Annotated in this window: 20 protein-coding genes, 1 other RNA gene and 1 pseudogene; 13 read left to right on the top strand and 9 right to left on the bottom strand. The window is 66.4% G+C overall.

All coding sequences use genetic code 11. From position 1 onward, the window contains the following. The first annotated feature begins 536 nt into the window (after positions 1–536). The 4 genes from MPPM_RS09585 (at position 537) to MPPM_RS09570 (ending at position 7,052) form a co-directional block, all read left to right on the top strand. On the top strand, positions 537–1,031 hold the full coding sequence (locus MPPM_RS09585) for an ankyrin repeat domain-containing protein (protein WP_244573527.1): 495 nt from the start codon (positions 537–539) through the stop codon (positions 1,029–1,031). Between the two features lie 135 nt (positions 1,032–1,166). Beyond that, a complete protein-coding gene (locus tag MPPM_RS09580; RefSeq protein ID WP_157914153.1) occupies positions 1,167–3,875 on the top strand; it encodes a DNA methyltransferase in 2,709 nt (902 codons plus the stop codon). Positions 3,876–3,958: 83 nt separating this feature from the next. Then, positions 3,959–5,980 (top strand): DEAD/DEAH box helicase, encoded by a 2,022-nt coding sequence (locus MPPM_RS09575; RefSeq protein WP_197705070.1) that lies wholly within the window; start codon positions 3,959–3,961, stop codon positions 5,978–5,980. Further along, positions 5,973–7,052, top strand: a complete 1,080-nt coding sequence (locus MPPM_RS09570; RefSeq protein WP_157914152.1) for a GIY-YIG nuclease family protein — start codon at positions 5,973–5,975, stop codon at positions 7,050–7,052. Before MPPM_RS09575 ends, MPPM_RS09570 begins: the two co-directional genes overlap by 8 nt. A 403-nt stretch (positions 7,053–7,455) precedes the next feature. Here MPPM_RS09570 and MPPM_RS09565 read toward each other — a convergent pair whose 3' ends face one another. From MPPM_RS09565 to MPPM_RS09550, 4 genes are all read right to left on the bottom strand, one after another. Then, a complete protein-coding gene (locus MPPM_RS09565; RefSeq protein ID WP_157914151.1) occupies positions 7,456–7,920 on the bottom strand; it encodes a plasmid fertility inhibition factor family protein in 465 nt (154 codons plus the stop codon). A gap of 13 nt (positions 7,921–7,933) precedes the next feature. Further along, complete coding sequence (locus tag MPPM_RS09560) at positions 7,934–9,190, bottom strand: T6SS phospholipase effector Tle1-like catalytic domain-containing protein (protein ID WP_096484857.1); 1,257 nt, start codon at positions 9,188–9,190, stop codon at positions 7,934–7,936. A gap of 68 nt (positions 9,191–9,258) precedes the next feature. Next, a complete protein-coding gene (locus tag MPPM_RS09555) occupies positions 9,259–10,548 on the bottom strand; it encodes a Y-family DNA polymerase (RefSeq protein WP_096484856.1) in 1,290 nt (429 codons plus the stop codon). After that, positions 10,545–11,000, bottom strand: coding sequence for a LexA family protein (locus MPPM_RS09550; RefSeq protein WP_096484855.1), 456 nt, complete (start codon positions 10,998–11,000; stop codon positions 10,545–10,547). Before MPPM_RS09550 ends, MPPM_RS09555 begins: the two co-directional genes overlap by 4 nt. A gap of 340 nt (positions 11,001–11,340) precedes the next feature. Here MPPM_RS09550 and MPPM_RS09545 point away from each other — a divergent pair, with 340 nt between their 5' ends. Both MPPM_RS09545 and MPPM_RS27945 read left to right on the top strand, forming a co-directional pair. Beyond that, complete coding sequence (locus MPPM_RS09545) at positions 11,341–12,231, top strand: 3'-5' exonuclease (RefSeq protein WP_096484854.1); 891 nt, start codon at positions 11,341–11,343, stop codon at positions 12,229–12,231. 125 nt (positions 12,232–12,356) lie between these two features. Continuing rightward, a complete protein-coding gene (locus MPPM_RS27945; protein ID WP_157914150.1) occupies positions 12,357–12,842 on the top strand; it encodes a hypothetical protein in 486 nt (161 codons plus the stop codon). Here the strand turns inward: MPPM_RS27945 and MPPM_RS27940 are convergent. Next, complete coding sequence (locus tag MPPM_RS27940; protein ID WP_157914149.1) at positions 12,796–13,536, bottom strand: hypothetical protein; 741 nt, start codon at positions 13,534–13,536, stop codon at positions 12,796–12,798. The two genes, MPPM_RS27945 and MPPM_RS27940, sit on opposite strands and share 47 nt — an antisense overlap. Before the next feature lie 165 nt (positions 13,537–13,701). Here MPPM_RS27940 and MPPM_RS09540 point away from each other — a divergent pair, with 165 nt between their 5' ends. Together MPPM_RS09540 and MPPM_RS09535 are read left to right on the top strand one after the other, a co-directional pair. Next, positions 13,702–14,493, top strand: a complete 792-nt coding sequence (locus tag MPPM_RS09540; protein WP_197705069.1) for an HNH endonuclease — start codon at positions 13,702–13,704, stop codon at positions 14,491–14,493. Positions 14,494–14,679: 186 nt separating this feature from the next. Then, on the top strand, positions 14,680–15,429 hold the full coding sequence (locus tag MPPM_RS09535; RefSeq protein WP_096484853.1) for a hypothetical protein: 750 nt from the start codon (positions 14,680–14,682) through the stop codon (positions 15,427–15,429). A gap of 42 nt (positions 15,430–15,471) precedes the next feature. Here the strand turns inward: MPPM_RS09535 and MPPM_RS09530 are convergent, their stop codons facing one another. Then, positions 15,472–17,298, bottom strand: coding sequence for a hypothetical protein (locus MPPM_RS09530; RefSeq protein WP_157914148.1), 1,827 nt, complete (start codon positions 17,296–17,298; stop codon positions 15,472–15,474). Positions 17,299–17,512: 214 nt separating this feature from the next. Then, a pseudogene (locus MPPM_RS09525) lies at positions 17,513–18,358 on the bottom strand (YifB family Mg chelatase-like AAA ATPase); the annotation flags it as partial. Between the two features lie 219 nt (positions 18,359–18,577). Between MPPM_RS09525 and MPPM_RS09520 the strand changes: the two are divergent. Beyond that, on the top strand, positions 18,578–18,838 hold the full coding sequence (locus tag MPPM_RS09520; protein ID WP_017485277.1) for a PepSY domain-containing protein: 261 nt from the start codon (positions 18,578–18,580) through the stop codon (positions 18,836–18,838). 33 nt (positions 18,839–18,871) lie between these two features. On the opposite strand, the gene MPPM_RS09515 is transcribed toward MPPM_RS09520, so the two are convergent. Continuing rightward, on the bottom strand, positions 18,872–19,342 hold the full coding sequence (locus tag MPPM_RS09515) for a DUF5991 domain-containing protein (RefSeq protein WP_096484851.1): 471 nt from the start codon (positions 19,340–19,342) through the stop codon (positions 18,872–18,874). Between the two features lie 104 nt (positions 19,343–19,446). Between MPPM_RS09515 and ffs the strand changes: the two genes are divergently transcribed. The 3 genes from ffs to MPPM_RS09500 all read left to right on the top strand — a co-directional run bounded on the left by ffs (position 19,447) and on the right by MPPM_RS09500 (position 21,904). Further along, an RNA gene (gene ffs / locus MPPM_RS09510) (signal recognition particle sRNA small type) lies at positions 19,447–19,543 on the top strand. 54 nt (positions 19,544–19,597) lie between these two features. Continuing rightward, entirely contained in the window at positions 19,598–21,472 is a 1,875-nt protein-coding gene (locus MPPM_RS09505) for a DNA polymerase III subunit gamma/tau (RefSeq protein ID WP_096484850.1), read from the top strand. Positions 21,473–21,580: 108 nt separating this feature from the next. Then, positions 21,581–21,904: a YbaB/EbfC family nucleoid-associated protein gene (locus MPPM_RS09500; RefSeq protein WP_096484849.1), complete on the top strand. Its 324-nt coding sequence runs from the start codon at positions 21,581–21,583 to the stop codon at positions 21,902–21,904. Positions 21,905–22,561: 657 nt separating this feature from the next. Here the strand turns inward: MPPM_RS09500 and MPPM_RS09495 are convergent. Continuing rightward, positions 22,562–24,976: a GumC family protein gene (locus MPPM_RS09495; RefSeq protein WP_096484848.1), complete on the bottom strand. Its 2,415-nt coding sequence runs from the start codon at positions 24,974–24,976 to the stop codon at positions 22,562–22,564. Positions 24,977–25,199: 223 nt separating this feature from the next. On the opposite strand from MPPM_RS09495, the gene MPPM_RS09490 reads away from it, so the two are divergent. Then, the gene (locus MPPM_RS09490) at positions 25,200–25,778 is read left to right on the top strand and encodes a polysaccharide biosynthesis/export family protein (RefSeq protein WP_096484847.1); all 579 of its coding nucleotides are present in this window, start codon (positions 25,200–25,202) and stop codon (positions 25,776–25,778) included. Positions 25,779–25,801 lie beyond the last annotated feature (23 nt).

The following is a 25,801-nucleotide window of genomic DNA, read 5'->3' as shown; positions in this document are numbered from 1 at the left end:
CAGTCCTGACAATTGGTCGGGGTGGCAGGACGCAGAGGCGGTCAGGATGTCGCCCTCCCTATGCGTTCTGAGCAGGTGGGGCGGGTCCTGCCAGAGCAGCGCCGCCACCTTAAACAAGGCCGCGCCGCGGGCTGTGATCGAATCTTCGTCCCACTCCGCGTAGTCGTGCAGGTTTGCGGCTTCGGACGATAGACAGAAGCAATCGCGCCGGCCACGCCATCGTCGCCCTCAGCTCGCAATGCGACCGTGGTGTTGCGCGCTCGCAATTGCGTGATCACGACCGCGGCCTGAAACTTCAGGTCGCCATCAGGCGCATCCGTCACCCTCAGAAGGTGGCATGTCGCTGCCACACAGGGGTCCGGTGAGTGTCGGTTGTCTGGGACGGCATCACAGCACGGCAGGTTCTCCATGAGGACCATGCCGCTCGCCGGCACGCGCTCGCCGATGCAGCGAAGGGCTATGATTGGACGAGGGTCCTCTCTCTCCTTGAGGCGGATCAGTCCCTCGCCAACACCACACGGCCCGACGGAGAATCGTTGTACGCGCCCCTCCATCAGGCTGCACACGGGAATGCGCCGCAGGAGGTCTGCGAAGCTCTGATCCGCCTGGGGGCCTGGCGGACGCTGGAGAACGCCCGAGGCGAGCGCGCGGTCGATGTCGCCGAGCGCCTTGGCCACGACCGGCTCGCGGCGATCTTGCAGCCCGTGCGACTGTCGCGCGTCCCCTTCGGCGTGCTGCGCAAGATCCAGGAGCACTTCCACACCGTGATCCGGGGCCGTGCCGACGACCTCGTTCGCGATGGACGGCTACGACTGCCGGAGATCGCGCACCTCCTCGAAACCCGCATCGACGCAGAACCCGCCTGGTTCGCCGTCCCGGGCATGTACGGAGGTTTCGCCTACCGGCTGGCTGCGGACGGCGCGAATGCGCGTCTCGTCGCCGAGAGCTGGTGCAGGGTCGTCGAAGGCTCCGGACAGCGGCACGAGATCACGTCCGCCGGCGCACGCCTCGTCGACGAAGGCTTCGTGTGATGCGCGATTTAGCGACGCGTCGCGCAGCCACTCGATGGGCCTCTCCATGATAATATTGTTCAACGATCACAGATACTTATCTGTGGATCAGCTGGCAGATGGTTCGAAGCTGAGCCGAACAGCGGCTGCCCTCACATGACCGGCGTGGTATCGACGGAGCCGCCCAGAACCGTGGTTCACAGCCCAGGCCGCATGCTCAGCCCAAGTGAGATTTACGAGAACTTCGACGCGCTCGCGCAGCAGAAGCTGGCCGGCGGCGAGTTCGGCTTGGCCCTGATGGAGGCAGTTGGCGCGCCGCGCGCCACCATCACCAAGCTGAAGGACGAAGCCGCCACGGGATCCTTCTCTTGGACCCGCATGCTGCGGTTCGAGACCGTGGCTCTCGGCGATGCCGACCGCACGCTCGAGCGGATGAAAACTGAAGCTGCGAGCGCGTCCAAGACGAAGCGCCCTCGCCTGCTGCTGGCCTATGATGGGGAAGGCATCGCCGCCCACGACACGAAGATCGGCGATGACATCCATGAGGGTGTCGATGTCCTGCCGATGGAGGCGGAGTTTTTCTTTCCCCTCGGCGGACACGAACGGTATGTCCCGGCACCCGAGCGTCAGGCGGATGTGCGGGCGACCAAGCACATCTCGCGGTTCTTCGATGCCGTGCGCGATGCGAACCCCGGTTGGACTACCGAAGCCGACCGGCATTCCCTGAACCTATTCATGGTCCGGGTCCTGTTCTGTCTGTTCGCGGAAGATGTCGGTATCTTCGAGGCCGACCTCTTCAAGAGCGCCCTGATCCAGTCGACCCAGGTCGACGGCTCCGATCTCGCCGCCTTCCTCGACGGCGCGTTCCTCCACATGGCGACTGAGCCTGAAAAACGTCCGAAGGCTGCTCGGGGCTGGGCGAAGCTGCCCTACGTGAACGGCGGTCTGTTCGAAGAGACGTCGCCGATGCCGACGCTCGATAGCCGCTGCCGCAAGCAGCTGATTGCCTGCACCAAGCTGAACTGGAGGACGATTAACCCCGATATTTTCGGATCGATGCTGCAAGCCGTCGTCGACGTCGAGAAGCGCGGCGAGATGGGGATGCACTACACATCTCCATCGAACATTGCCAAAGTTCTCAACCCGATCCTGCTCGACGACCTCCGCGCATCTCTTGAGAAAGCCGGATCGAACAGGGGTCGTCTTCATGAACTCCTGAAACGCCTCGGACGCATCAGGATGTTTGATCCTGCATGCGGATCCGGCAACTTCCTGATCCTGGCCTACAAGGATATTCGTTCAGTTGAGATGGAGGTGTTTCGGCGGCTCGGTGAGCTGCCGCATCCGGTCGTCAAACTTGAGAACTTTTACGGGATCGAAATCGACGACTTCGCATGCCAGACGGCTCGCCTCGGTCTGTGGATCGCCGAGTATCAGGTCAACGAGATCTTCCGCCGCGAAATGGGCAAAGCTCCACCGGCGCTCCCGCTTACAGCGGCCGGACGGATCGTTTGTTTGAATTCCGCCCGGACGAATTGGCTGGATGTTTGCCCACCCGACGAAGCGGCTGAAACCTATATCGTTGGCAATCCGCCATTCCGTGGCGTGACTTGGCAGTCACGCGACCAGAAGGCCGATGTGCAATCGGTTTTTCAGGGTGAAGTGCCGAGTTCGGGAGAACTCGACTACGTCGCAATTTGGTTCATGAAAGCGACGCTCTATTCCGAGCGTACGGGATCTCCGTACGCGTTTGTCTCGACGAACTCGCTCGTGCAGGGCGTGCAGGTCGCCGCGCTCTGGCCTCGTCTTCTCAAGAAGCTGGAGATCCAATTCGCACATCGCTCCTTCAAATGGACGAACCTGGCTTCCCGGAATGCGGGCGTGATCTGCGTTATTGTCGGACTTGGACCGCCAAACGCCACGCCGAAACGACTGTTCGATGGCAACACCGAAAAGTCAGTCTCGAGCATCGGGCCCTACCTTGCTGAAGGCACCGGGGCGATCGTTCAAAAGCGGCGCAAGCCCATCGGCTCCGTTGAGCCGATGACTTTCGGCAACAAGCCGGTCGATGGTGGACATCTGCTTCTCGATCGCAACGAGCGCGATGCGATGCTGCGCCGGCATGCAGAAGCAGGTCCCCTCATACGACGCCTGTACGGTAGCCAAGAGATGATGAAGGGGCTCGAACGGTGGTGCCTCTGGATTACTCCCGATCAGGCTCCGAAAGCGGTCAAGATTCCGGGCATTGCTGAGCGTATCGAGCAGGTGCGGTTGATGCGTATCGGCAGCACGGATGCGGCCGCACGTAAGATGGCGGAGACACCTTGGCAGTTTCGAGAGCAGAACGCGAGCCGATCTCACACCATCATGGTGCCCGCGATCACGTCCGAGAACCGGATCTGGCTGCCCATCGACGTGATGCCAAGCTCTGCAGTTCCCAACAACAAGATCTATGCGATCTACGACGGATCGGTGTGGCAGGCGGCCATCCTCTCGTCGCGCCTTCATCGTCTATGGCTGGAGACCGTCGGTGGCCGGCTCAAAGAGGATCCCTCCTATTCGAACCAGCTGGTTTGGAACACCTTCCCGCTGCCGGCTCTGTCGGACCGTAGGAAGGACGAGCTCGAAGAGCACTGGTGGGAAATCGATCGGGCCCGCAAAGAAGCCGGGTTCAGCCGAACCCTAGGCGATCTCTACGTTCCCAAGACGATGCCGCCGGATCTGCGCCGGGCGCACGAGGAACTCGATGAGACCGTCGAGGCCATCTTCGGCTCGCGCAGATACCGCTCGGATGCTGACCGCATCGAGCATATGCTCCAGCTCTACGAGCGCGCCATCGCCGACGAACCCGGCAGAAGAGCGTAAGGGGAAACGCCGTGGCTGAACTCTCTGACACGACCCTCCGCTATGCGGCGGACGGATCCTCGAAACGCACGGACGCGCTTGGCATGCGCGTCATGCAGCGCCGCGTCTGGGACGTGCGCGACAGCCAGTACATCCTGGTGAAGTCGCCGCCGGCGTCCGGCAAGTCGCGCGCGGCCATGTTCATCGGTCTGGACAAGCTCCAGAACCAGGGGCTTCGCAAGGTCGTCGTCGCCGTGCCCGAGCGCTCTATCGGCGCGTCGTTCCGCGACACAAAGCTGACCGCCGGGGGCTTCTACAGGGACTGGAAGCTCGACCGCGATCTGTGCGGCGTCGGGTCGGAGACCGGCTCGAAGGTCGCCGAGCTCATCGAGTTCCTCGGCTCCAGCGGCGAGAGCATCGCCCTGTGCACGCACGCGACGCTGCGCTTCGCCTTCACCAGGGCCGGCATCGAGGTCTTCGACGGCGCTCTCATCTGCGTGGACGAACTGCACCATGCCTCGTCGAACGACGAGAACAAGCTGGGCTCCCTCCTGCGCGGCCTGATGGACCGCGGCAGCGCCCACGTCCTGGCGATGACGGGCTCCTACTTCCGGGGCGACACGGAAGCGATCCTCCACCCCGAGGATGAGGCTCGGTTCGAGCGGGTCATCTACACCTACTACGAGCAGCTCAACGGCTACGAGTACCTCAAGACGCTGCACATCGGCTTCCGCTTCTACCAGGGGCGCTATCTCGACCGGATGGGCGAGGCCCTGGATCCAGCTCTGAAGACCATCGTCCATATCCCGCATGTGGGATCGAGCGAGGCCGTCGCCGACAAGATGTTCGAGGTCGACGCCATCGTCGACACGCTTGGCGATCCGCTCGGCAGCGATCCGGTCACCGGCTTCGTGAAGGTGCGCAACGGCCGGCGCATCCTGAAGATCGCCAACCTCGTGGATGACGGCCCCGGCCGAGAGAAGGTCATGGCCTCGCTCCGCAAGGTCAAATCCCGCGACGACGTCGACGTCATCATCGCCCTTGGCATGGCCAAGGAAGGTTTCGACTGGATCTGGTGCGAGCACGTCCTAACGGTCGGCTACCGCGGCTCGCTCACAGAGGTGGTCCAGATCATCGGCCGCGCGACCCGCGATGCCCCGGGCAAGACCGAGGCGCGTTTCACCAATCTCGTGTCAGCTCCCTTCGCGAAGGACGACGTCGTCTCACGCGCCGTCAACGACATGCTGAAGGCGATCTCGGTGTCCCTGCTCATGGAGCAGGTGATGGCCCCGACCTTCAAGTTTCGCACCCACAAGGGGTCGGACGACATGACCGGGCAGCAGCCTCAGACGGGCAAGCCCGAGCCCGTGACGAACGTGGGCGAGATCGAGGTCATCAACGGCCCCATGGTATCGGATGAGGCCAAGCGCATCATCGACGCCGATTTCCCGGATCTCGTCGCCAACGTGCAGAGCGATCCCCGGACGATCACGGTTATGCTCAACCCAGACGCACACCATGCCGACGTGATGCACGACGTCATCACCACCGACATCGTCCGCCGGCGATATCCCCACCAGCCCGAGAGTGTCATCCAGGACGTCGTCACGCTGTTTGGGGCTCGCACCGAACTCGGGCGAGCCGTGAAGGAGGATCCCAGCGTCATCCAGACCATGAGCCTCGACCTGGACGACCCTGCGCCGACATCCGGGGGCCAGGAGCCTCAGGACCCCCAACTCCCCGGCGGCGGAGACAATTTCATCCGGGCGACGCACAAGTTCCTCGACGTGCGCGATCTCCAGGTCGATCTCCTCGGCGGGCGGCGCGAGTTCGTCGACGCCTACGAGATCCTGTCGAAGGAGCTCAACGAGGACATCCTCGCCCGCCTCCACGGCGAGGTCCGCGCGATGAAGGTGGCGATGACCCAGGAGGAGGCCGAGAAGCTGATGCCGCGCATCAAGGAATTCCTCGCCCGCGAAGGCCGCGAGCCGAACCTGAACTCGCCGAACGGGCGCGAGGTCCGTCTCGCCGACGCCCTCGCTTTCATGCGCAAGCTCGCCCGGCAACGGCGGGCCGATCTCGCCGGGGCCGATGCCGGCCGCACCGCTGGAGCCGCCAATGGCTGAGATCCCGGACGCCATCGATTATCTGAACGACCCGCTCCTCGCGACGCCCGATGAGAAGGTCCGGGCTGCGCGCACGCCGGTCGTCGAGCAGGCCGCCGAGGTTCTGGCGCGCATCAACGCCTTCTACGCCGAGAACGGGACGGAGCCGGTCTCCCAGAAGGGCCGGAGCGTGCTGGAACGCATGCTCGCGAACGAGCTCGCAGGACTGCGCGCGTCCAGGGCGGCCCTCACGGGCCTCGAGCCCTTCGACGTCCACGGGCTCGTGTTCGTGACAGGCCAGGCGGTGGATCCCATGGACGATCCGTTGCTCGCCGACGGGACCGACATCTTCCAAGTCCGCGATGCCCTCCAGCCGCGCGCCACGCCGGACTACGTCGCGGATCGCGTGCCCTGCCAGGACTTCGATCGGTTCGAGGGCCTGTTCGACAGTGTGCGCCAGAGCGTGAAGGAGCGCCTGAGAAAGCCCGTGCCATTCAGCCAGGAACGGGTCGAGATCGGCGAGTTCTTCGTCCTCAAGGGCCAGATGCTCCAGGTCGCAGACGTCCGCGATCCCCACCGACGCAACGGCAAGGATGACGCGCGTCTGCGTGTCGTTTTCGAGAACGGCACCGAGTCCAATCTCCTGATGTCGTCACTGGTACGCCGGCTCTACGAGGATAAGGATGCCCGACGGATTCCGACAACAAGCGCAGGCCCACTTTTTGAGGGCGCGTCGACCGGGTACGTCTACGTGCTTAGGTCGCTGTCCCCGCGCCCCGAGGTCGCCGGGCTTTTGAAGGTGGGTACGACCGCCGGGCGGGTCGAAGATCGGATCAGCCGCGCCGCCACGCAAGCGACCTACCTCTATGCCGACGTCGAGATCGTCGACACCTACGAGTTCAAGGGACACTCGGCCCAAGAGGCCGAGCGACTGGTTCACAAGCAGCTGCGGCCCTACCACGTCGCACTGAAGGTCACGGGACCGGACGGCACGCCTCACAGCGCGACCGAGTGGTTCCGGATCAATGCCGATGCCGTCGCCGATGCTGTGACTGCAGCGCTTGGTCAGAAGGTGCGGACGATCGCCGCGTAAGCGAGCGTGGCGAGGGAGGCTCAGGGCGAGAGGTAGCTAATCTCCGTTCCTGGCCTCCCCGCAACACAGACACCTGTCACGCACCGCACCTGGGCGGATGAGGCCTCCATCCGAGGCCAGCGTGCAGTCGATAGGGCGTCGCGTCACTACCGCTCGGCCATCCGCTCGAACGCAAAGCTAAGCTACGCCAAGCTCAGCAGGTCCGCAAATTTACACCCAGTCTGCGATTCACCCTCTCAGGTCGAATGCTCGAAGGGTACGACAGTCCGAGCGGAGCTCCCGAACACCACAGCTTGTGTCGCTTTCGTCCCTATTGTCAGACGCGTCTGACCAACACAGCCTCCGGCAAATCTTATAGCGTCCGTCGTACCCGGCTGACAAAACCGACGATTCTGACAATAGGTCAGGAACGGGCCACGGCCACAAGGCCAGCCGCCGCCAAGCCGAGCACCCCAAGCACCAAGGCCGTCGGAACCCGTGAACGCGGTGGGATGAACCACGACGTCCGGCGACGCGTGCCGCAGAGTCTTCGCACGGCCGGCGCTTGGCTCCTCGCCACCGCGACCTCCATCGACAGCGCGCCATGCTCCCGCATCCAAAGATAGCGGTGGCGGCCATCGCGGAAGCTGAGCGCTCCGTGCCGCTCTACGGAGACTTCCGGCATCCACATCGGCTCGCCGGCGAGAAATCGTTTGCCCGCCTTGGCAAATCTGTTCGAGTTGTCGTCTGAAGCATCGCCGGGGACCGCAATGTACTGGTCCGACAGAAACCAACAGCGATCAAAAGCATCGATATCGATCCACACGCGAACGTCCGCATCCGGTGCGCGACGATATCCGATGTCCCAGCTGAAGACCGTCCAGTTCACATGGACGGCATTCTTAGGCGGCCGGGACATCACTCTCAACCTTCGTGAGCACGGGTACGACGCTGTGTGGATCGTGGGCGAAGACGGCCTCCGTCAGCGCGCCGGGCTCCACCTTGTAGCGCTGCCCCCAGGTTTCGAGATTCTGAGGCCGGTAGCCCCGATCCGCGCGCCAGCGCTCGAACACCGACGCATCGATCGTCTCGTTGACGATCTCGTCGCGTTCGCCTTGCGAGACCTCCGGCGGCGCGCCGATCGGGCGGTAGAACGGCTGGGCGACGTAGCGGTACAGACCCCCCGCGAACTCGCCGTAGCTGTCCCGCGGGCGCACCTCCAACACACCCGGTTCGAGGACGACGTCTGCGCGGAACGCCAATCCATGGCCGGCCGCCTTCTCCATGATCCACCTGAGCGGGAGCTGGCTGAGGAGGTCGTCCCGGTATCCGCCGCCCACATTGGCGTGTGCGCCGACGAACCAGCGCTGCTCGACGTTTGCGACCGGACGGGGGGGTGCCATTTCGGTCAGCGGGACGCCCTCGCGAAACTTCTTCGTCCACAGCGTCGGCGCGAACGCCGCCCGGTGCTCGTCGATGGCGAGCGCGTGGTAGCCGTTCTCGATCGGCAGCCGCAGCCCCGTGTGCAGGAAGGCGTAACCCGACCGGCTCAGGCCCGGGATCCTAGCGAGGCCGGGGCTCGTCGTCGGCACGCCGAGCGAACCGACCGTGTCCCAGACGCCGACCATCTTGACCGAAACCGGCATCGCGTAGGTGGCCATCCAGCGCTCCTCGGGCGAGGCGTCAGTCAGCGTGCCGTCCCCGGCGCGCGCCAGCAGCCACCGGACCGTGCGCCGCTCGTCGCCCCGGCGGTACCGGTCGAATAGCTGGCTGGTCCCAAGTGGGGCCCCGGGCTTCAACACGCCGCATAGGGCGATGAACCCGGCGAGGCTGCGCGCCGTGTAGGCCCCTCGGCTAAAGCCGAAGATGAAGATCTCATCGCCCGGCTCGTAAGTCTCGACGAGCCATTCGTACGCGCGGGCGACATTGCGATCGATGCCAACGCCGAGGACGCCACCCCGGACCTTCTCGCCGACCGTCGTCCCGACGCCCCGGCTGTAGTAGCCGACCTGACGGATACCGTCGGTGCCGCGTTGCGCGCACAACGCCTTCAGTCGCCAGACATTGGTGTTGTCGTCGAGCGTGTTCCACGTCCCGTCGAGGAACACGGCAATGCGCTTCCGCTCCGGCGACTGCGCCGGCTCGATCCCGTTCGACATCGGATTTTCGATATTCACCCTTGCACGACAAGGTTAACGCGGATCTCGACCAAGCGTTGCTTGGCCTTTCACGCGCACGCGACCGGCAAATCCGACACCTGCGTCGTGTACCGGGGCGTGCGCATCTCGAACTTCGTGTTCCAGTCCCGCTTCGTCGTGAGCCCGGCACGTGCCGGTACGACGGCACCGCGGCCCCATCGGGCGTTGCAGGCGTCGAGCGCCGCCATCAGCGGCGCGGACCGCTCGCGGTCGAGGCGGCCGATGAGAGCCCGTGGGCTCTCAGCCAGCGGCACGAGATCGGTGGTGATCACCCCGGCCTTGGAGTAGCGCCAGGGCACATGGCCGGGTTCGCGCCAGGTCTTGGCGACGCCGTGTGTCGCGGCCTTGATCAAGGCGAGGCTGTCGTTCGTCGCCTCGGGCAGGCTGACCACGGTCGAGACCGAGCGCATGGGCTCGCCGCGGTCATGCTCGCTCGTGTGGTAGAAGACCGTCACCTGATCGGTGCCGAGCCCGTCGCGTCGCAGCTTCTCGCCGAGCCGCGCTGCGTGGGCGGCGACCGCCTCTTCCAGCGTCGCCCGGTCGCTCACACGGCCTGAGAAGGAGCGGGTGACCGCGCAGCCCTTGCGCCGCGCCGGCAGCAGTTCGAGCGGCAGGCAGGAGAGCCCGCGCAGCTCGTGGATCATGCGCTCGCCGACGACGGTGAGCGCCTTGCGCACCGGTCGGGGATCGAGGTCGCGCAGATCGGCGACGCTGTCGACGCCCATGGCCTCGAGCTTGGCGAGCGAGGCCCGGCCGATACCCCAGAGCTCGCCGACGTGGATCCGGCAGAGCCAGTGATCGTACTGGACCGGATCGGTTAGGTCGCAGACGCCGCCAAGGTCCGGCACCGTCTTGGCGATGTGGTTGGCGAGCTTGGCCAGCGTCTTCGTGGGCCCGAGACCGACGCAGGTCGGGATGCCGGTCCAGGCGCGCACCGTTGCCCTGAGATCCTGAGCGAGCGCGAAGCGGTCCCGCTCGCGCACGTTGGAGAGGTCCAAGAAGCTCTCGTCGATCGAGTAGATCTCCACGTCCTTCGCGAAGTCGCGGTACACCGCGTTGGTGCGCGCCGACATATCGCCGTAGAGCGTGTAGTTCGACGAGAACACGCGCACGCCTTCAGACTGGCACATGTCCCGGATCTGGAAGTACGGCGCGCCCATCTTGATGCCGAGCGCCTTGGCCTCGGCCGTGCGGGCGATCGCGCAGCCGTCGTTGTTCGATAGTACGATGACGGGCTTGCCCGCGAGCTTCGGGTCGAACACCCGCTCGCAGGAGCAGTAGAAGCTGTTGCCGTCGATGAGCGCGATCGCCCGGCTCATCGCTTCAGCGCCGCCTTCGCGGTGTGCCAGTGGATCGTGAACCGCACGACGCCCCAGATCACGCCGTCCTGAAGCTCCTCGACCGCGAAGACCGGCAGGTCCGGGTTCTCGAAGGCGAGCCAGGCGCGGTTGCCCTCCAGGCGGTAGCGCTTGATCGACATCTCGCCGTCGATCGCCGCCACGACGACGCTACCGTCGGCGGGCTGCAAGCTGCGGTCCACGCAGGCGAGATCGCCGTCGAAGATCCCTGCCCCTCGCATGCTGTTGCCGGCGATGCGCCAGAGGAAGGTCGCGGGCGGGTTCGGCGCGAGCCAGCGCGGCAGTTCGAGCGCGCCTTCCAGGAAATCGTCGGCCGGCGACGGGAAGCCGGCGCACAGGCTCTGCCCGATCAGCGGGATCCGCACCGCATCGGCGCTGCCGGGCACGAGCTCGTCGATCCGTGCGATCCCCACCACGCCTCTCCCATTCTGGAACAGAATGCGAACAGATGCGCCGTCGGTTCCGGCTGAGGCAAGCGCTGGCGGCAGCGATCTCGCGAGCCTGGGGAAGCCTGTGGATATCGGGGACAGCGGTTCGACCCAGGCGGGTACCACGCCCGACCGAATTCGCCACGAACGCGAGTCCAGACCTCCCGCTAAGTCCCCGTCCGGCGCACCCATTCGCGGTTGCAACGCGATCTCGGCAGGGTCTTGTTCCCTTTTTGTTCTTGGTTAACGTCCGGACCAGAAGCCCAGCGGACCGCTCCACATCCTCAGGAGCGGGCGCGGGCTTTTCGGATTCCGGAGGCCCAAAATGGACCGTTTCGAAGCCGAGCTGCACGCGATCGCTCTGCAAGGCTCACCCCACTATCGGGTTCTCCGCAAACTCGAACGTCGTCCCATCTACGAGTGGCCTCTGCCCGACAAGGTGAAGATCGGCGTCATCGTCGACACCGAGACCACCGGCCTCGATCCGCACGAGAACGAGATCATCGAACTCGGCATGCTCCGCTTCGCCTACACGGCCAGCGGCACCATCCTGGGCCCGCTCGCCGAGTTCCACAGCTTCCGCGAGCCCTCCAAGCCGATCCCCAGACACATCACGCAGCTGACCGGGATCACCGACGCGATGGTCGCGGGGCAGCGCATCGACGATGACGCCGTGCGCGACTTCGTCGGCTCGGCCGACCTCGTGATCGCCCACAACGCCGCCTTCGACCGTCGCTTCTGCGAGCGCCTGAACTCCGTCTTTGTCGACAAGGCCTGGGCCTGCTCAATGAGCCAGGTGCCCTGGCGCGAGGAAGGCGTCGAGGGCACCAAGCTGTTCTACGTCGCCTACCAGCAGGCCTTCTGGTTCGAGGGCCATCGCGCCCTCGACGATTGCTACGCCCTGCTCGAACTCCTTGAGATGCCGCTGCCGCGCACCCACGCGATCACGATGACGACGCTCCTCGACGCCGCCCGCCGAGAGACCCGGAAAATCTGGGCTATCGGAACCCCGTTCGAGGTCAAGGATCGCCTGCGCGAGCGCGGCTACCGATGGAATGCCGGGCAGGACGGGCGCTACCGCGCCTGGCACCGGGAGGTCGACGTGGACCAGGTCGAGGCCGAGCTCTGCTTCCTGGAGGATCTCGATTTTCCCGACATCGCACCACTCGTGACCGCGGTCGACGCCTATATCCGCTTCTCGGATCGGCTATTCTGAGACCGCGTTGGAGGTCGCGCTGCGCGCGACCTTCCTCTGTCATACCATCGCGACCGAACAGGCCGGCTGGACGACAGGAGGCCTGTCCGGCACGAATGGTCATCGCATCTCCGAGGACGCGCACAATGACCGATTCGCCGGATCAGGCCGAGACTTCCTTGGTCGACATCGACCGTCGCTGGGCAGCGTTGGAGGTAGGACTGGCCGATCTCGAAAGTCCTGATTTCGACGCGAGCCTATTCGATGACGGGCCGGGTCCATGGATCGTGTTGAAAGGATCGCAGTCCGACGGTCCCGACCCCGATGATGTCTTCACCGTTCCTGCTTCGTTAGAACGGATCGTTCGAGGCTTGGAGAGCGTCCACGCCGTTCATGAAACGGCGGACGATTGGCTGAGCGACGATCGCGCCAGAGACCCGCGACCACACGAACGACGGGTCTCGGTGTTCTTCAGCGAAACCAGCGCGATCTACACGACCATGCAAACCGAAGAGCCTGTGCTGAACAGCGGTTTTTCATCCAAATCTGAGATTGAAAGTGTGGCGATCGCTTTGCTCACGATCATTACAGATCGGTTGGAAAACCGTTCCGCAGTAGCCAGCGGCCCATGATATCAACGATATCTGGATTAATGTACGGACGCCTCGCACCAAGGTAATTTCGATTGGGATTGATGATATCGAAATCTATCAGATGTGCTGCGCCCGGGCGATCTCCGTTGCGAGGTGTAGTAAACTCTCCGCGGCAGAGCTGTGAGGCTTGTTCGGGCCACATCCAATAGTGACCGGGCAAGCCAGGCAACAACCAGAAGCGGCGAAATCTCGACCGCCTCGGGAAACCGCCCTTCTTCGTGAAGTCGATCGTTAGAGCAAAGACGTAGGGGAGCTGCCCGATGTCGAGGTTGTGATACTCCCAAACACGATCTCGCAGGGAAATGTCGAGAATTTCGATGAATTCTTTGTAGCTAAGATTACCAACAATCTCGTTGAGGCGCTTATAGATCCAGGGCCAGCGATCGGCAAACTCTGCCTTCAATCGTTCAACGTCCCCCTCGCCGCCATCACGCAGGACGGCATAGCGCAGCCGACCCGCTTCGACCGCGTCGCAGACCGCGCCATTGTGATGCGAGAAGTGGGGCGTGCCGTTTTCTGGCGCTGGACGGACGACGTGCATCCCGCCCAGGCAAAGGGGGCACAGAAACCGCGGCAATAGCGGATCCTGTTGCCTCAACAGCGGTCCATACTCGGTCTGGGCCCAGACGACGTCCACACGTCGGCGGGTGTGAATATCGAGCGCATCGTCCACCACGGTCTCCTGCAAATCGCTTCGCAGGAAAGCTTGAGGGTTCGTCTCGCAAGAGTCGAATCGCGGCCGCTTCGGGACACGGAGACGCGGTTCTCTGACAAGCTGTTCTGATACCATGCTGAGGGTCGCACCCAACGCGGCCTTCAGCCCGACGGAGCGTGGAAGATGGCACGGGACTTCGTCTTCGTCTGGCAGCCGAACGACGGCTTCCCAAAGGCCGACGTCGACGGGCTCCTGGCCCGCTTCGCCGCCGACGGCCCCTTCATCGAGGACTGGCGCTGCGCAACGGGCCAGACCCGTCCCGGCGACAACGCCTATGTGTTCGGCCAGGGGGCGGCGCACCGCTGCATCTTCGCGGTCGGCACCGTGGCAGGGCCGCTCAAGCCTCGGCAGCCGAACGTCGCCTATCGCTACCTGCCGGTGCGGATCGAGATGATCGCCGATCCGGACGCCGGCGGCCTGATCGATGCGGCAGCGATCCGAACCCTCGGTGACGGCGCGCTGAAAAGCATCCGGCGGAGCGGCGTCAGCTTGGCCGCCCCGATCGCCCGCGGCCTCGATCGCCTCCTCGCTAGCCGGCCGATCCTTGAGCCTGCCGTCGTTGATCCCGTCGCAGAGGTCCTCGTCAGCGAGACCCCCGAGATGCGCCTGCATCGCCGGCTCGAACGCAATCCGGCCGCCGCCCGCGCCGCCAAGAGCTGGCACGGTTGCCGCTGCCAAGCCTGCGGCTTCGACTTCGAACAAGCCTACGGCGACCTCGGCTCCGACTTCATCGAGGTCCACCACCTCAAGCCGCTCGCCAGCCTCCCGAGAGACCAGACGACCTTGCTCAATGTCGTCACCGACTTCGCGGTCCTCTGCGCGAACTGCCACCGGATGATCCACCGGCTTCCCGACCCGAGCGATCTTGCGGCGCTGCGAAGGATTGTGACCTACCAGGCTGGGCACCAGACATGACCCTGGATCCAGAAGCCCAAAACGACAGAGCCCCACACCGCGGCAACCGGGTTTAGCGAACCGGCATCGCTGCTGAGTTCGGCAGCCCGCGAAGGCGAAGGGTACGACGCGCCGGTTTGCGTGAATCGTGCGCCTCGAGCGAGCGTCCAGGCTGATCTGCCGCGTGTCAGCACCACGAGGACATCCATGACCGACACACCATGGCTCTCGACCTCGGGCCCTTCGCGCTCGCAGCCGACGGAGCGCAAGGCCCGCCGAGCCCCGGAACAGATCCTCGCCGACGCGCTCGAGGTGCTGCTCGCGCGCTCAACCATCAGCGCCGAGGAGCGCGAGCGAACCTGCCTCGTCCCTGAAGCCACCGCGGCGGATCTCAGGGCGTTGGTACGCCATCGGCTCACCGGTGAGCCCGCCTTCCGCCAGGCCATGAAGGATGCTGGCCTCCTGACGATGGCCGCCCTCGCCCGCGCGACGCCCGCCGAAATCCTCGCCCTGCCCGGCGCGCAGCCGGAGCTCGTCGGCAACATGCGAGACGGCGTCCTCAAGGCAATCGAGCGCGACCGCGCCGCCGAAGCGCGCTCGCAAGCCTCCGCCGCCCGCGTTGCCAAGATCCGAGCGGCCGAAGCGCTCACCAACGCGCTCAAGGTTCTGCTCAAGCGCTCAACCATCAGCCCCGAGGAACGCGACCGGACCTGTCTCGTGCCTGAGGCGGACAGCGATGCGCTCGAACGCCTCGCCACCTGCAAGCTCAGCGGCGATGCCGCAACCGCCTCGGCCAGGAAGCGGACCGGGCTGACGAACTATGCCGCGCTCGCACGAGCGACCCCGGCCGAGATCCAAGTCGTTCCTGGAATGAACGACGCCGCCGAAATCCGGCAGGCCGTGCTCGATAAAATCGCCGAACTCGCGGCGGCCGCTGCCGAGAAGTCCGGCGTCTGATCCGGGTTACGCACGCGTAACAAGGATACCGATCCCCTCGGATCAGCCGCCGAATGCAGCCACGAGCTTTGCCCAAGCGCTGTCCGCATTGAGCCGGCCCGTCTTCTTCACGCGTCCATGCTTCCACAAGGCGGGGGGCGGGCAGTTTGGCAGGATCGTACCGTAGTCGACATGAAGCACGTTCTTCTGTTCGCACACAGCGTCCAGAACCGTAATGATCTCCGGATCGTTTAAGGGACACCCCACGATCAGCGCCCGGTAGAGATCGTTCGCTGTGCGGCCCTCGATCTCAAACCACGTTGCATCGCCATGCCCCGGCACCGGGATCCGACAGACGAGGGCCGTGCGGCTTCGCTCCGGCATCGCCCCAGGGTTCCACACCACCCAAGGGTTGGGCTCGTCAGGATCGTTCTGGAACCGCCAGACATCGCGCGTGCCCGCCGAGACCTGATAAGCCGCTTTCTTTGCAGCAATGGGGCTCGCGGACGTGATCGTCCCTCTCCGCCCTCGTGGATCTGGCGCGCAAAGTTCGTCGAACAGCGCGAGAATTTCCTCGAACCGGTCGATGCGCGCTATCTGCGATGGCTCACTGGGACGCTGATCGAACGTGACCGCATCGACGTCACCGTGACGGCCCGTGCCGCCCATCGTGGCGAGGGCACTCGGGTTTCCGTCCCTCACCCCGACCCAGCGATCGTCATCCCGGTGATAGGGCTGTTGGGTCTCGATCCGATCGGGAAGCGCCTCCCACATCGGCCCACCCGTCTTCCACATCGCGAGATCCGCGCCCTCGTGAGCGTCCTCCTGCGAGAGAACGTCGATCTGGCCTTCGTCCGCCAGTCCAGGCCGGCCGCCCGGCCGATACAAGACGTCGTCAGGCCGCTCGCCCTCGCGCACCCAGCGCACGACGTCGATCTCGCGTGGCTCGTCATAGGGCCACCGTGCACTCTCGACGTCCAGCGCCAGCCAATGACCCGGCGCGATCTCGTAGACGTGCACCTGCATCTGCAAGGTGCAGTTCGTGAACGGCAACGCCCCCGCAAGCCGCGGCGGAGTGCTGCGCGCGCCGTCGAACACGCGCTCGGCAACCAGAGAGCCATGCTCGCTGAAGGCCCGGTGGAGGTTGGCGAGCAGCGGCGCATGACGCTCGTGGATCTTCGCATCGAGCGCCACCCGCCATCGCCCGTCCTGCATCACGCCCGTCCCCGGTCCCAGGACCGAGTAGAGAAGAGGCTGAGGGGTCACAGGCAGCGGCTGAGGCGGTCGACGCACAAGGTCGCGTACCACCGCGCCAATGGGCGAAATGAAAGCCCGGATCACCACCGACGACGGCAGGACCAGGACGCCGTCGGTGACCTTCACAGGCGTGACGAGGCGCGGAATCAGGAACGTCCGATAGAGGTCGCGCGGAATCAGCGCGAACTCATTGTCGTTGCCGAGGAGAGTCTTCAGTTTCGTGCCAGCATGGACCAGCCCAAGGCTTTGATCAGTCGGCGGCAGTGCCAGAAGATCGCCTGGGAGATCAATGCTGTAAGGTTCGATCGGCGCTTTCAGCCGACCGACATGGTCGCCACTGTGAATAACCGCGCCGAGATAAAGCCCCGTGATCACACCCGCATGGAGCCGGCAGATCAAGCTCTCCATCGGCCGATCGTCGCTACCCGGCAGGGGCTCATTCCGCGCCACGGCCACCGCAAAAGTCACACCGTCCCAGCGATCATTCGGCAGGCGCTCGAGCGCCACTTCGATTTCCGGGTTCGCAAGGGATGCCGGATGATCGACGAAGCCATCGATCCAGCGGACGAACCACGTGCCCTCCTGTGGGAGGCCCGACATCTTGAACGAGCGCGACGCCACACTGAGACCCACGGCACGAGTTGGTGCCGCAGGGTTGACGAAGGGTGCTTAAAATCCCGTGGAATTGACCGGTGCGAAAAAGGATATGGCGCAGGCGCGTGGCGGGGTGTGATGATGCCAGAGGGCGCTGTGGATAAGCTGCGGCGGACTGGCGCAAGGGCTCCACTGGCAGGCTTGGCCAGTCGCAGAATTATTGGAGCTGTCGCAGCATTTGCTGGAAGTGACACCCGCCGCCGACCAGCGCAGCCATGGAGGCGGAATGGTGCGGCTGGCGGAACGGGCGCCGGTTGGAGAGCGCGCCGCCCTTCAATTCGCCGGCAACAGATTGGATCATCGAGACTTCGAGCAGCTCGCGCGGGCCGAGCGGCGGCAGGATCGAGGGGAGGCGCGCGGCCAGCATCGACTTGCCGGCCCCGGGCGGACCGTTCATCAGCAGGTTGTGGCCGCCGGCGGCGGCGATCTCCAGGGCGCGCTTGGCGCCCTCCTGCCCCTTGATGTCGCGCAGATCCGGCATCGGGCCGGCGGGCGCGGCCACCGCGGGCCGGGGCCGGGCCATCACCTGGCTGCCCTTGAAGTGGTTGGCGAGCTGGATCAGCGAGCGGGGCGCCAGCACGTCCATGTCGCCCGCGGCCCAGGCCGCCTCCGGCCCGGTCGCGACGGGACAGATCAGGCCGAGGCCCCGGCCGTTCGCCGCCATCGCCGCGGGCAGCACCCCGGCCACCGCGGTGATCGAGCCGTCGAGCGCCATTTCACCGAGCACGCAGTAGCCGCCGAGCGCATCCGCCGGCAGCGCGCCGATGGCCCCCATCACCGCGAGCGCGATCGGCAGATCGTAGTGCGAGCCTTCCTTGGGCAGGTCGGCCGGGGCGAGATTGCAGGTGATCCGCTTGGCCGGCAGGGCCAGACCCGAGGCGATCAGCGCCGAGCGCACCCGCTCGCGCGATTCCGCCACCGCCTTGTCCGGCAGGCCGACGAGGGTGAAGGCGACCGCGCCGGCTGCGATCTGCACCTGCACGTCGACGGCGCGCGCCTCGATCCCCTCGAAGGCGACGGTGGCGACGCGCGTGACCATGTGCCGGTGCAAGCTCCGAACCCAGAGGTTGCAGACTAGGCGGCACCTCGCGCGCTGGCAATTGCAAGCGCGGCCGTGCAGGCCGCTGGAACCGGCCTCTCGCCCTTGCGCGGTGATCGCCCATTCAAGGGGAAGTGCTGCGCTGGTACGGTCGAGGCGACAGGAACCACCGGTGACATAGATCGTTCGCCGGATACCAATCTGCCGAAGGAGCCTTTCATGTTCGTCCGCCCGCTCGCCGCCGCCGCGCTCGGTCTCGCCCTGCTCGCCGGCCCGGCGCTCGCCGACCAGAAGCTGCCGCCCGAGCAGCAGACCAAGGTCGAGGACATCCTGAAGAAGGAGGGCTTCACCAAGTGGAAGGAGATCGAACTCGACGACGGCATGATCGAGGTGGACGACGCCATCGACGCCAACGGCAAGCAGTTCGATCTCAAGCTCGATCCGAAGACGATGGAGATCGTGAAGCGCAAGGCCGAGTGAGGCCGCGGCTCCGGGGCGTCCTCCGCCCCGGAGCTACTTCACCCGGGCGAAGTACGGCCCGCTCTCGGCCACGCCCTCGCCGTCGGGCTTGAGGCCCTGCCAGCGGGTGCCTAGCCGGCTCCCCTTCACCAGGGTGAACAGCGGCTGACCGACCTTGTAGACCGCCACCCCATACCGGTTGACGGTGCTGCCGTCGCCGTAGCGGTCGAACGCCACCGCGAGCCCCGGCCCGTCGCGGCGGGTTCGGCACCGGATCGTCTCGTCGCTCTGGAAACCCCGCACCCGGAGGACGCAGCCGTCGCGGACATCCGGGGGCAGCAGCACGAGGTCGTAGGTCACGACGATGCCCGTGCCTCCGGCCGTCCGCCCGGCGGCGTGCTCGTAGCGGTAGCGGCCCTGCCAATCCTTGGGCGCGCCCTCCTGAGCCGGCTCCTGCGCCGGGGCGGCGGTCGATGAGCCCGCGAGCAGCGCGAGGACGGCAAAACGCAGCGGGATCGTCCGCATGGCCCCTCCCTTATCTTCGGAGGAAGCATGGCCGGGCGGGTGGAACGAGGCAACCTGCTTGTGTCCCGCTTGCATCCCGCCGCGCGGGCCGTCATATACGGCGCGGGAGGTTGGCGAGGGACGTTTCACTCGCCAACCGGGTCAGGTCCGGAAGGAAGCAGCCCTAACGAGACCGAGCGGGTCTTTGTCCAGCCTCCCACCTTCGCCGCCCGCGGGCCGGGCGGCCAGCCTTCCCCAAAAAGTCCGAACGGCGGCATGGACGAGACGCACGGCACGTTCCCCGACGAGCCGGGCCTGCCCGGCATGCCCGCCGCGGCGTCCGCCCCGGCCGCGACGCCCTACCGGGTGCTGGCGCGCAAGTACCGCCCCCAGACCTTCGACGACCTGATCGGCCAGGGCGCCATGGTGCGCACGCTGGCCAATGCATTCGCGGCCAACCGCATCCCGCAGGCCTGGATGCTCACGGGCGTGCGCGGCGTCGGCAAGACCACCACCGCCCGCATCCTCGCCCGCGGCCTCAACTATCTTCGCACCGGCCAGCCCGATACCGGCCCCACCGTGTCGATGCCGGGCCTCGGGGTCCACTGCCAGGCGATCATGGAATCCCGGCACATGGACGTGCTGGAGATGGATGCTGCCTCGCATACCGGCATCGACGACGTGCGCGGCATCATCGACGGCATCCGCTACGCGCCGGTCTCGGCCCGCTACAAGGTCTACATCGTCGACGAGGTCCACATGCTCTCGGAGAAGGCGTTCAACGCCTTCCTGAAGACGCTGGAGGAGCCGCCGCCCCACGCCAAGTTCGTGTTCGCGACCACCGAGATCCGCAAGGTTCCGGTGACGATCCTGTCGCGCTGCCAGCGCTTCGACCTGCGCCGGGTCGAGGCCGACGTGCTCTCCGCCCATCTCAAGAAGATCTGCGCCGCGGAAGGCGTCGAGGCCGAGGACGAGGCCCTGGCCGCCGTCACCCGCGCGGCGGAAGGTTCGGTGCGCGACGCGCTCTCGCTGCTCGATCAGGCGATCGCCCACGGCGCGGGCGCGGTGACGGCCTCGGGCGTGCGCGACATGCTGGGCCTCGCCGACCGTTCGCGCATCGTCGATCTGTTCGAGGCGGCGATGCGCGGCGACGTGCCCGCCGCCTTCGCCGAGATCCGCGCGCAATACGATGCCGGCGCCGACCCGGCGGTGGTGCTGTCGGATCTTGCCGGCTTCACCCATCTCGTCACCCGCCTCAAGCTGGTGCCGGGTGCCGAGGCCGATCCCACCTTGAGCGAGGCGGAGCGGGTGCGCGGCGCCCAGTTCGCCGTGCGGCTGCCGGTGCGGGCGCTGTCGCGGGCGTGGCAGATCCTGCTCAAGGCACTGCCCGAGGTGCAGGCCGCGCCCCGGCCGCTCGCGGCGGCGGAGATGGCGATCGTGCGGCTCGCCTACGCCGCCGACCTTCCGACTCCTGATGAGGCGCTGCGCCAGCTCCGCACCGATATCGCCGGCTCCGAGGGCGGTGGCGGCCGCCCGAGCCTCGGGCGCGACGGCGGGGGTGGAACCGTCTCGCACGGCTCGGCGGCCCTGCAGATGATGCCGCCCGCTCCGCAGCCGTCGCCGCGTCCGGCCCTGGCTGCTGTCCCCATCACGTCCGCCGCGACCGAGGCCGCGCCGCGTCCGGCCCCCGCGGCGCCCGCCGGCCCGCGGCTCGGTCGCTTCGAGGACGTCGTCGCGCAGGCCGAGGCCGCCCGCGACATCGCCCTGAAGGTGGCGCTGGAGCGCGACGTGCATCTCGTGCGCTTCGAGGAAGGACGGATCGAGTTCCGCCTCGCTCCAGGCGGGCGGCAGAGCCTTCCGACCGATCTCGCCCGCGCCTTGGATGCCTGGACCGGGCGGCGCTGGCTCGTCGCGCTCTCCAAGGAAGAGGGTGCGCCGACGCTGGCGGAGAATTTGCGCGCGGCCGAGCAGACCCGCCACCAGAACGCCGCCGCGCACCCGCTCGTGCGCGAGGTTCTGTCACGCTTCCCCGGCGCTCAGATCGTCGATGTCCGCGACAAGGCGCCGGAGGGCGATGCCGCCGAGGCCGGGGCGGACGGCATCGGACCGGCCGCTCCGCCGCCCGAGGAAGCGGAAGACGACGATGCCTGAGGTCGATGCCTCAGGACGACACCTGAGGCGGCCCCTGGCAGGCGCAGACCGACGCGCCTAAGTGCGGCAGGCGAACCTTTTCTCGACCGGAACCGGAGCTGACCCACCATGCGCGACCTCATGGGCATCATGAAGCAGGCCCAGGCCATGCAGGAAAAGATGGCCTCGCTCCAATCCGAACTCGATTCCGTGGAGGTCTCGGGCGCCTCCGGCGGCGGCGCCGTGAGCGTGCGGATGACGGCCAAGGGCCAGGTGCTCGGCGTTTCGATCGACCCGAGCCTGATGGTCGCCGACGAGCGGGAAATCCTGGAAGATCTGATCGTGGCCGCCTGCAACGACGCCCGCGGCAAGGCTGAGACGACGGCGCAGGAGAAGATGGCGGAGTTGACCAAGGGTCTGCCGCTTCCGCCCGGCATGAAATTGCCGTTCTGAGTGTCTCTCGCGAAACTGCCGCGGCATCCTTCGGTTCAAGGACGAGTCCAGCGAAAGTTTGACGCGGATGTTTACGCTGACAGCCGATCTCTGCCGCGAGAAGTACGATCCTCTCAGCTTGCGGCGGAGCGGGAAGAACCTCACAAGTATCGACAAGCCGGCTAAAAAGTTGGACTGACAGTTTATCTAATCACTCCCGCGTCGTTTTATCGCACCTGATGAAGAGGTTGGTCGCGGGGACCCCTATATCGCAATGGATCGTTCGCGAAATCAATGACATAGCCCGATTGCCCGACGCAGCGTCAGGAGCGTTTCGATCCCAAAGATTTGAATACCACCGCTCTCGCGATCCACAACCTTAAATTTTGTTAAGGCAGCTACTTCGACGAGAAGACAAGATCCACGAGCCGGGTCCGACGCGGCCCCCCTAGCGAGGCTCGGCGGTTCCGCCGGCCTCTTTCCGATCAGAGCCGGCGGAACCACCGCCGCGACCGGAGAGATGCTGTGCCAAGCTTGCTGTCGGCGACTTTGATCACCGCCTGCGCCTTACTCACGACTTTTCTGGGCGCAAACCTCTGGGCCCTGCGCATGGCAACAGCGATGACCGCCGCGGACGAAGAGGGTCACACCCGATCCGGCTGATCCCTTCCGGGCGGCTTAAGCCGAGAGGCGCAGCGGCGTGGCCTCCAGCCTCGCATCGAGCATACCGTCCTCGCCGTGGCGCGCCACCACCACCTGCCGCACGCCCGTGGCCTTGGCGAGACGGTAGAGAGAGACGAGGGCCGGGTCGTCGATCGCCGCATCCGAGGCGATGACGATCGAGTCCATGCAGGGTCCGACCGCGGGGATCAGTTCGGCCGCATCCCGCCCGCTCTCGGCCTCGAGGCGGCAGAGCACCCAATCGTAGCTCTGCGAAAGAGCGTTGAGGCCGATGGCGAGGCCCTGCGGCTCCTCCACCAGAACCTCGAGCGGGGCCACACCGCGCTTGACTGCGTGGAGGCGTGAACCGCGCACCGGCTGGATCACGTCGAGGAAGTCGGCTTCGCCCGCCACGAGATCAGTCAGCCCCGGCTCGGACGGATCGGGGAGCCCGCCATCGGCTTCGGCACTGGCCTCACCATTGACATCGACCAGGAGCGTCTGACGAAGCGGACCGAGCACGCGGGCGAGTTCCGAGGCGAGACCGGGCTTCCCGCCGGCAGGTGGGGACTCGACCACGAGCACGCAGCCGCCCTTCTGCCGTCCCTCGGATTGCAGCCGGCCCGCACCGCCCTCCAATCGGGCGATCAATCCGTCCAGATCGGTCGAGGAGGCCGCGGATTTCGCGGGGACGGTGAGCCCGCTCCTGCCCGCTCTCGCGGCATCCCCCCGGCTCGCGCTCTCCGCTCCGATCGGCGCCGTGCTGGCGAAGACCGGGTGCTGCACCGTCGCCGTCGCCCGCAGGGAGTTGGCGAAGGCGAGCGCCGGGGCGAAGCGCTCGGTCGCGGAGGCTGGATAGGCGCCGCCATAGACAGGCTCGTAGGCGGGACGGCGGCGGGACGGCGGCTCGGGCTCGGGGTAGAAATCGCGCACACGATCGCCCGTCGCGCCGGCGAGGACGGGCTCGCCCTCGTCCCCAGTGCGGCCCCCGTCCGGCTCGGGCGGCGCAACGAGGAGGTGGCGGCCGACGACCGCCGCGCTCGCCAGCAGGAAGGCCAGCACCGTCGCGAACGCGATGATCGGGATCTTCTTGGGGAAGGACGGCAGGTCGGGCACGACCGCGCGGGACACCACGCGGGCATTGGCCGGGCTCGCATTCTCGGCGTCGCGCGCCGCCGCCTCGCGGTAGCGGGCGAGGTACGATTCGAGCTGCTCGCGCTGGGACTTGGCCTCACGCTCCAGCGCCCGCAGCTCGACCTCGCTGCTGTTGCCCTTGGCGACCACGTCCTGCTGGCCCTCGACCGCCGCACGCAGGGACTCGACCCGGGCGCCCGCGATCTTGGCGTCGTTCTCGAGGGTGCGCACCACCCGCTCGGCGGCGGCCTTGATCTGGTTCTCGAGGTCCTGGACTTGGGCGGTCAGTTCCTTGATGCGGGGATGGGCCGGCAGCAGCGTGCGCGATTCGAGGGCGAGCTGCGCGCGCATCGCCATGCGGCTCTCGACCGTGCGCCGGATCAGCTCGTTGTTGGCGACATCCGGGATCTCGAAGGCGCGGCCCTCCTTGATCATGTCCTTCAGGAGCTTGGCACGGGCGTTGAGGTCCGCCTGGATCGTGCGCGCCTGCGAGAGCTGGCTCGACAGTTCGGACAGCTGCTGCGACGAGAGCGGCTGCGCGGCGGCGCTGCTGCCGGTGCCGATCAGGCCGTGCTTGGCCCGGAAGGCCTCGACCTTCGCCTCGGCCTCGGCCACGCGGGCGCGCAGCGTCGCGATGTTGTTGCCGAGCCAGGTCGAGGCGTAGCGCGCGGTGTCGACGGAGGCCGCCTCGAGCGAGGCGAGGTAGAGGTCGGCCACCGTGTTGGCGCCCCGCGCGGCGAGTTCGGGATCGCGCGAGCGAAACTCGACGGCGAGGATGCGCGACTTGCCGACCGGATAGACCAGCAGGTGGTCGAGATAGGTGTCGAGGATGCGGTCCTCGGATGCCCGCTCCATCGGCGCCGAGACGAGCCCGAGCATCATCAATGTGCGCCGGATCGCCGAGGTCCCCTCGGCCTCCGGATCGAATTCAGGGTTGCCGACGAGCTTCAGGCTGCGGATCGCCTCGCGGGCGAGATCGCGCGACATCGCCACCTGCACCTGGCTCGCGACCGCCTGTTCGTCGATCGGCTGGGGCTGATCCGTCCGCTCGGCGGCGGTGCGGGCGAAGGCGGGATCACGGCTCTCCAGCAGGACCTTGGCCTCGCCGGTATAGCGCGGGGTCACCACCTGCACGAACACGCCGGCCCCGAGCGCGGCCATCAGCGTCGGCACGGCGATCCAGGCCCAGGAGCGGCGCAGGACCCCCGCGATCTGCCCCACTGCCAATCCGTCGCCCGGGCCGCCGGAGCCTCCGGACGGTGGAAGTGACGGATCGGTCGACAGCCTGAGGCGCGGCATGGGCAGTCTTTACGAAGGCAGAGCGCGGGATCGGGATAAACCACCCGTTTCGAGCCAATAGGCGCCGTTAAGGTTGACGTGGCGTTAAGACGGCAATCCGTGCCGCGCCAGCATCCGGGACAATGCACCTCGACGAAGACAGCATTCCGCACACGACCGCGGCCGGATCAGCATTCGTTAACCATGCTGCCCTAAAAACCGGACGAGGTTCTCCATAACGGCGATGGCGATGCATCGGCGCGCATTCCTCCTGGCTCTTCCGTCCATCCTCGCGCTGGGCGGCTGCCTGCGCCCGGATTTCCGGACCATCGATCTCGATGCGACCGGGACCGGCTCCATCGGCGCCCGCTACCCGCTGGCGGCGGGCGACAGGTTGCGGGTCATCGTCTTCGGGCAGGACAACCTCTCCAACATCTACGCCGTCGATGGCGGCGGACGGATCGCGATGCCGCTGATCGGCGTCGTCCAGGTTGGCGGACAGACCACGGCGCAGGCTGCCCGCCTGATCGAATCGAAGCTCGCCGCAGGCTACGTGCGCGAGCCGCACGTCACCGTGGAAGTCGACGCGTACCGTCCGTTCTACATCCTCGGCGAGGTCACCACCTCCGGGCAGTACCCCTACGTCAACGGCATGACCGTGGAGACCGCGGTCGCGATCGCGGCCGGCTTCGGACCGCGGGCGGCCCGCGACTACGCGGTGCTGACCCGCGAGGGTCAGGGCGGTCTCGTCAACGGTATCGTGCCGATGTCCTATCCGGTGCGGCCCGGCGACACGATCGTGATCAAGGAACGCTTCTTCTGAGCCGCCGGCCGCAGCGTTCACCA

Origin of the sequence: Methylorubrum populi, assembly GCF_002355515.1 — a bacterium.
GTDB classification, from domain to species: Bacteria; Pseudomonadota; Alphaproteobacteria; order Rhizobiales; family Beijerinckiaceae; genus Methylobacterium; species Methylobacterium populi_A.
This window is presented reverse-complemented; position numbering and strand designations above follow the sequence as displayed.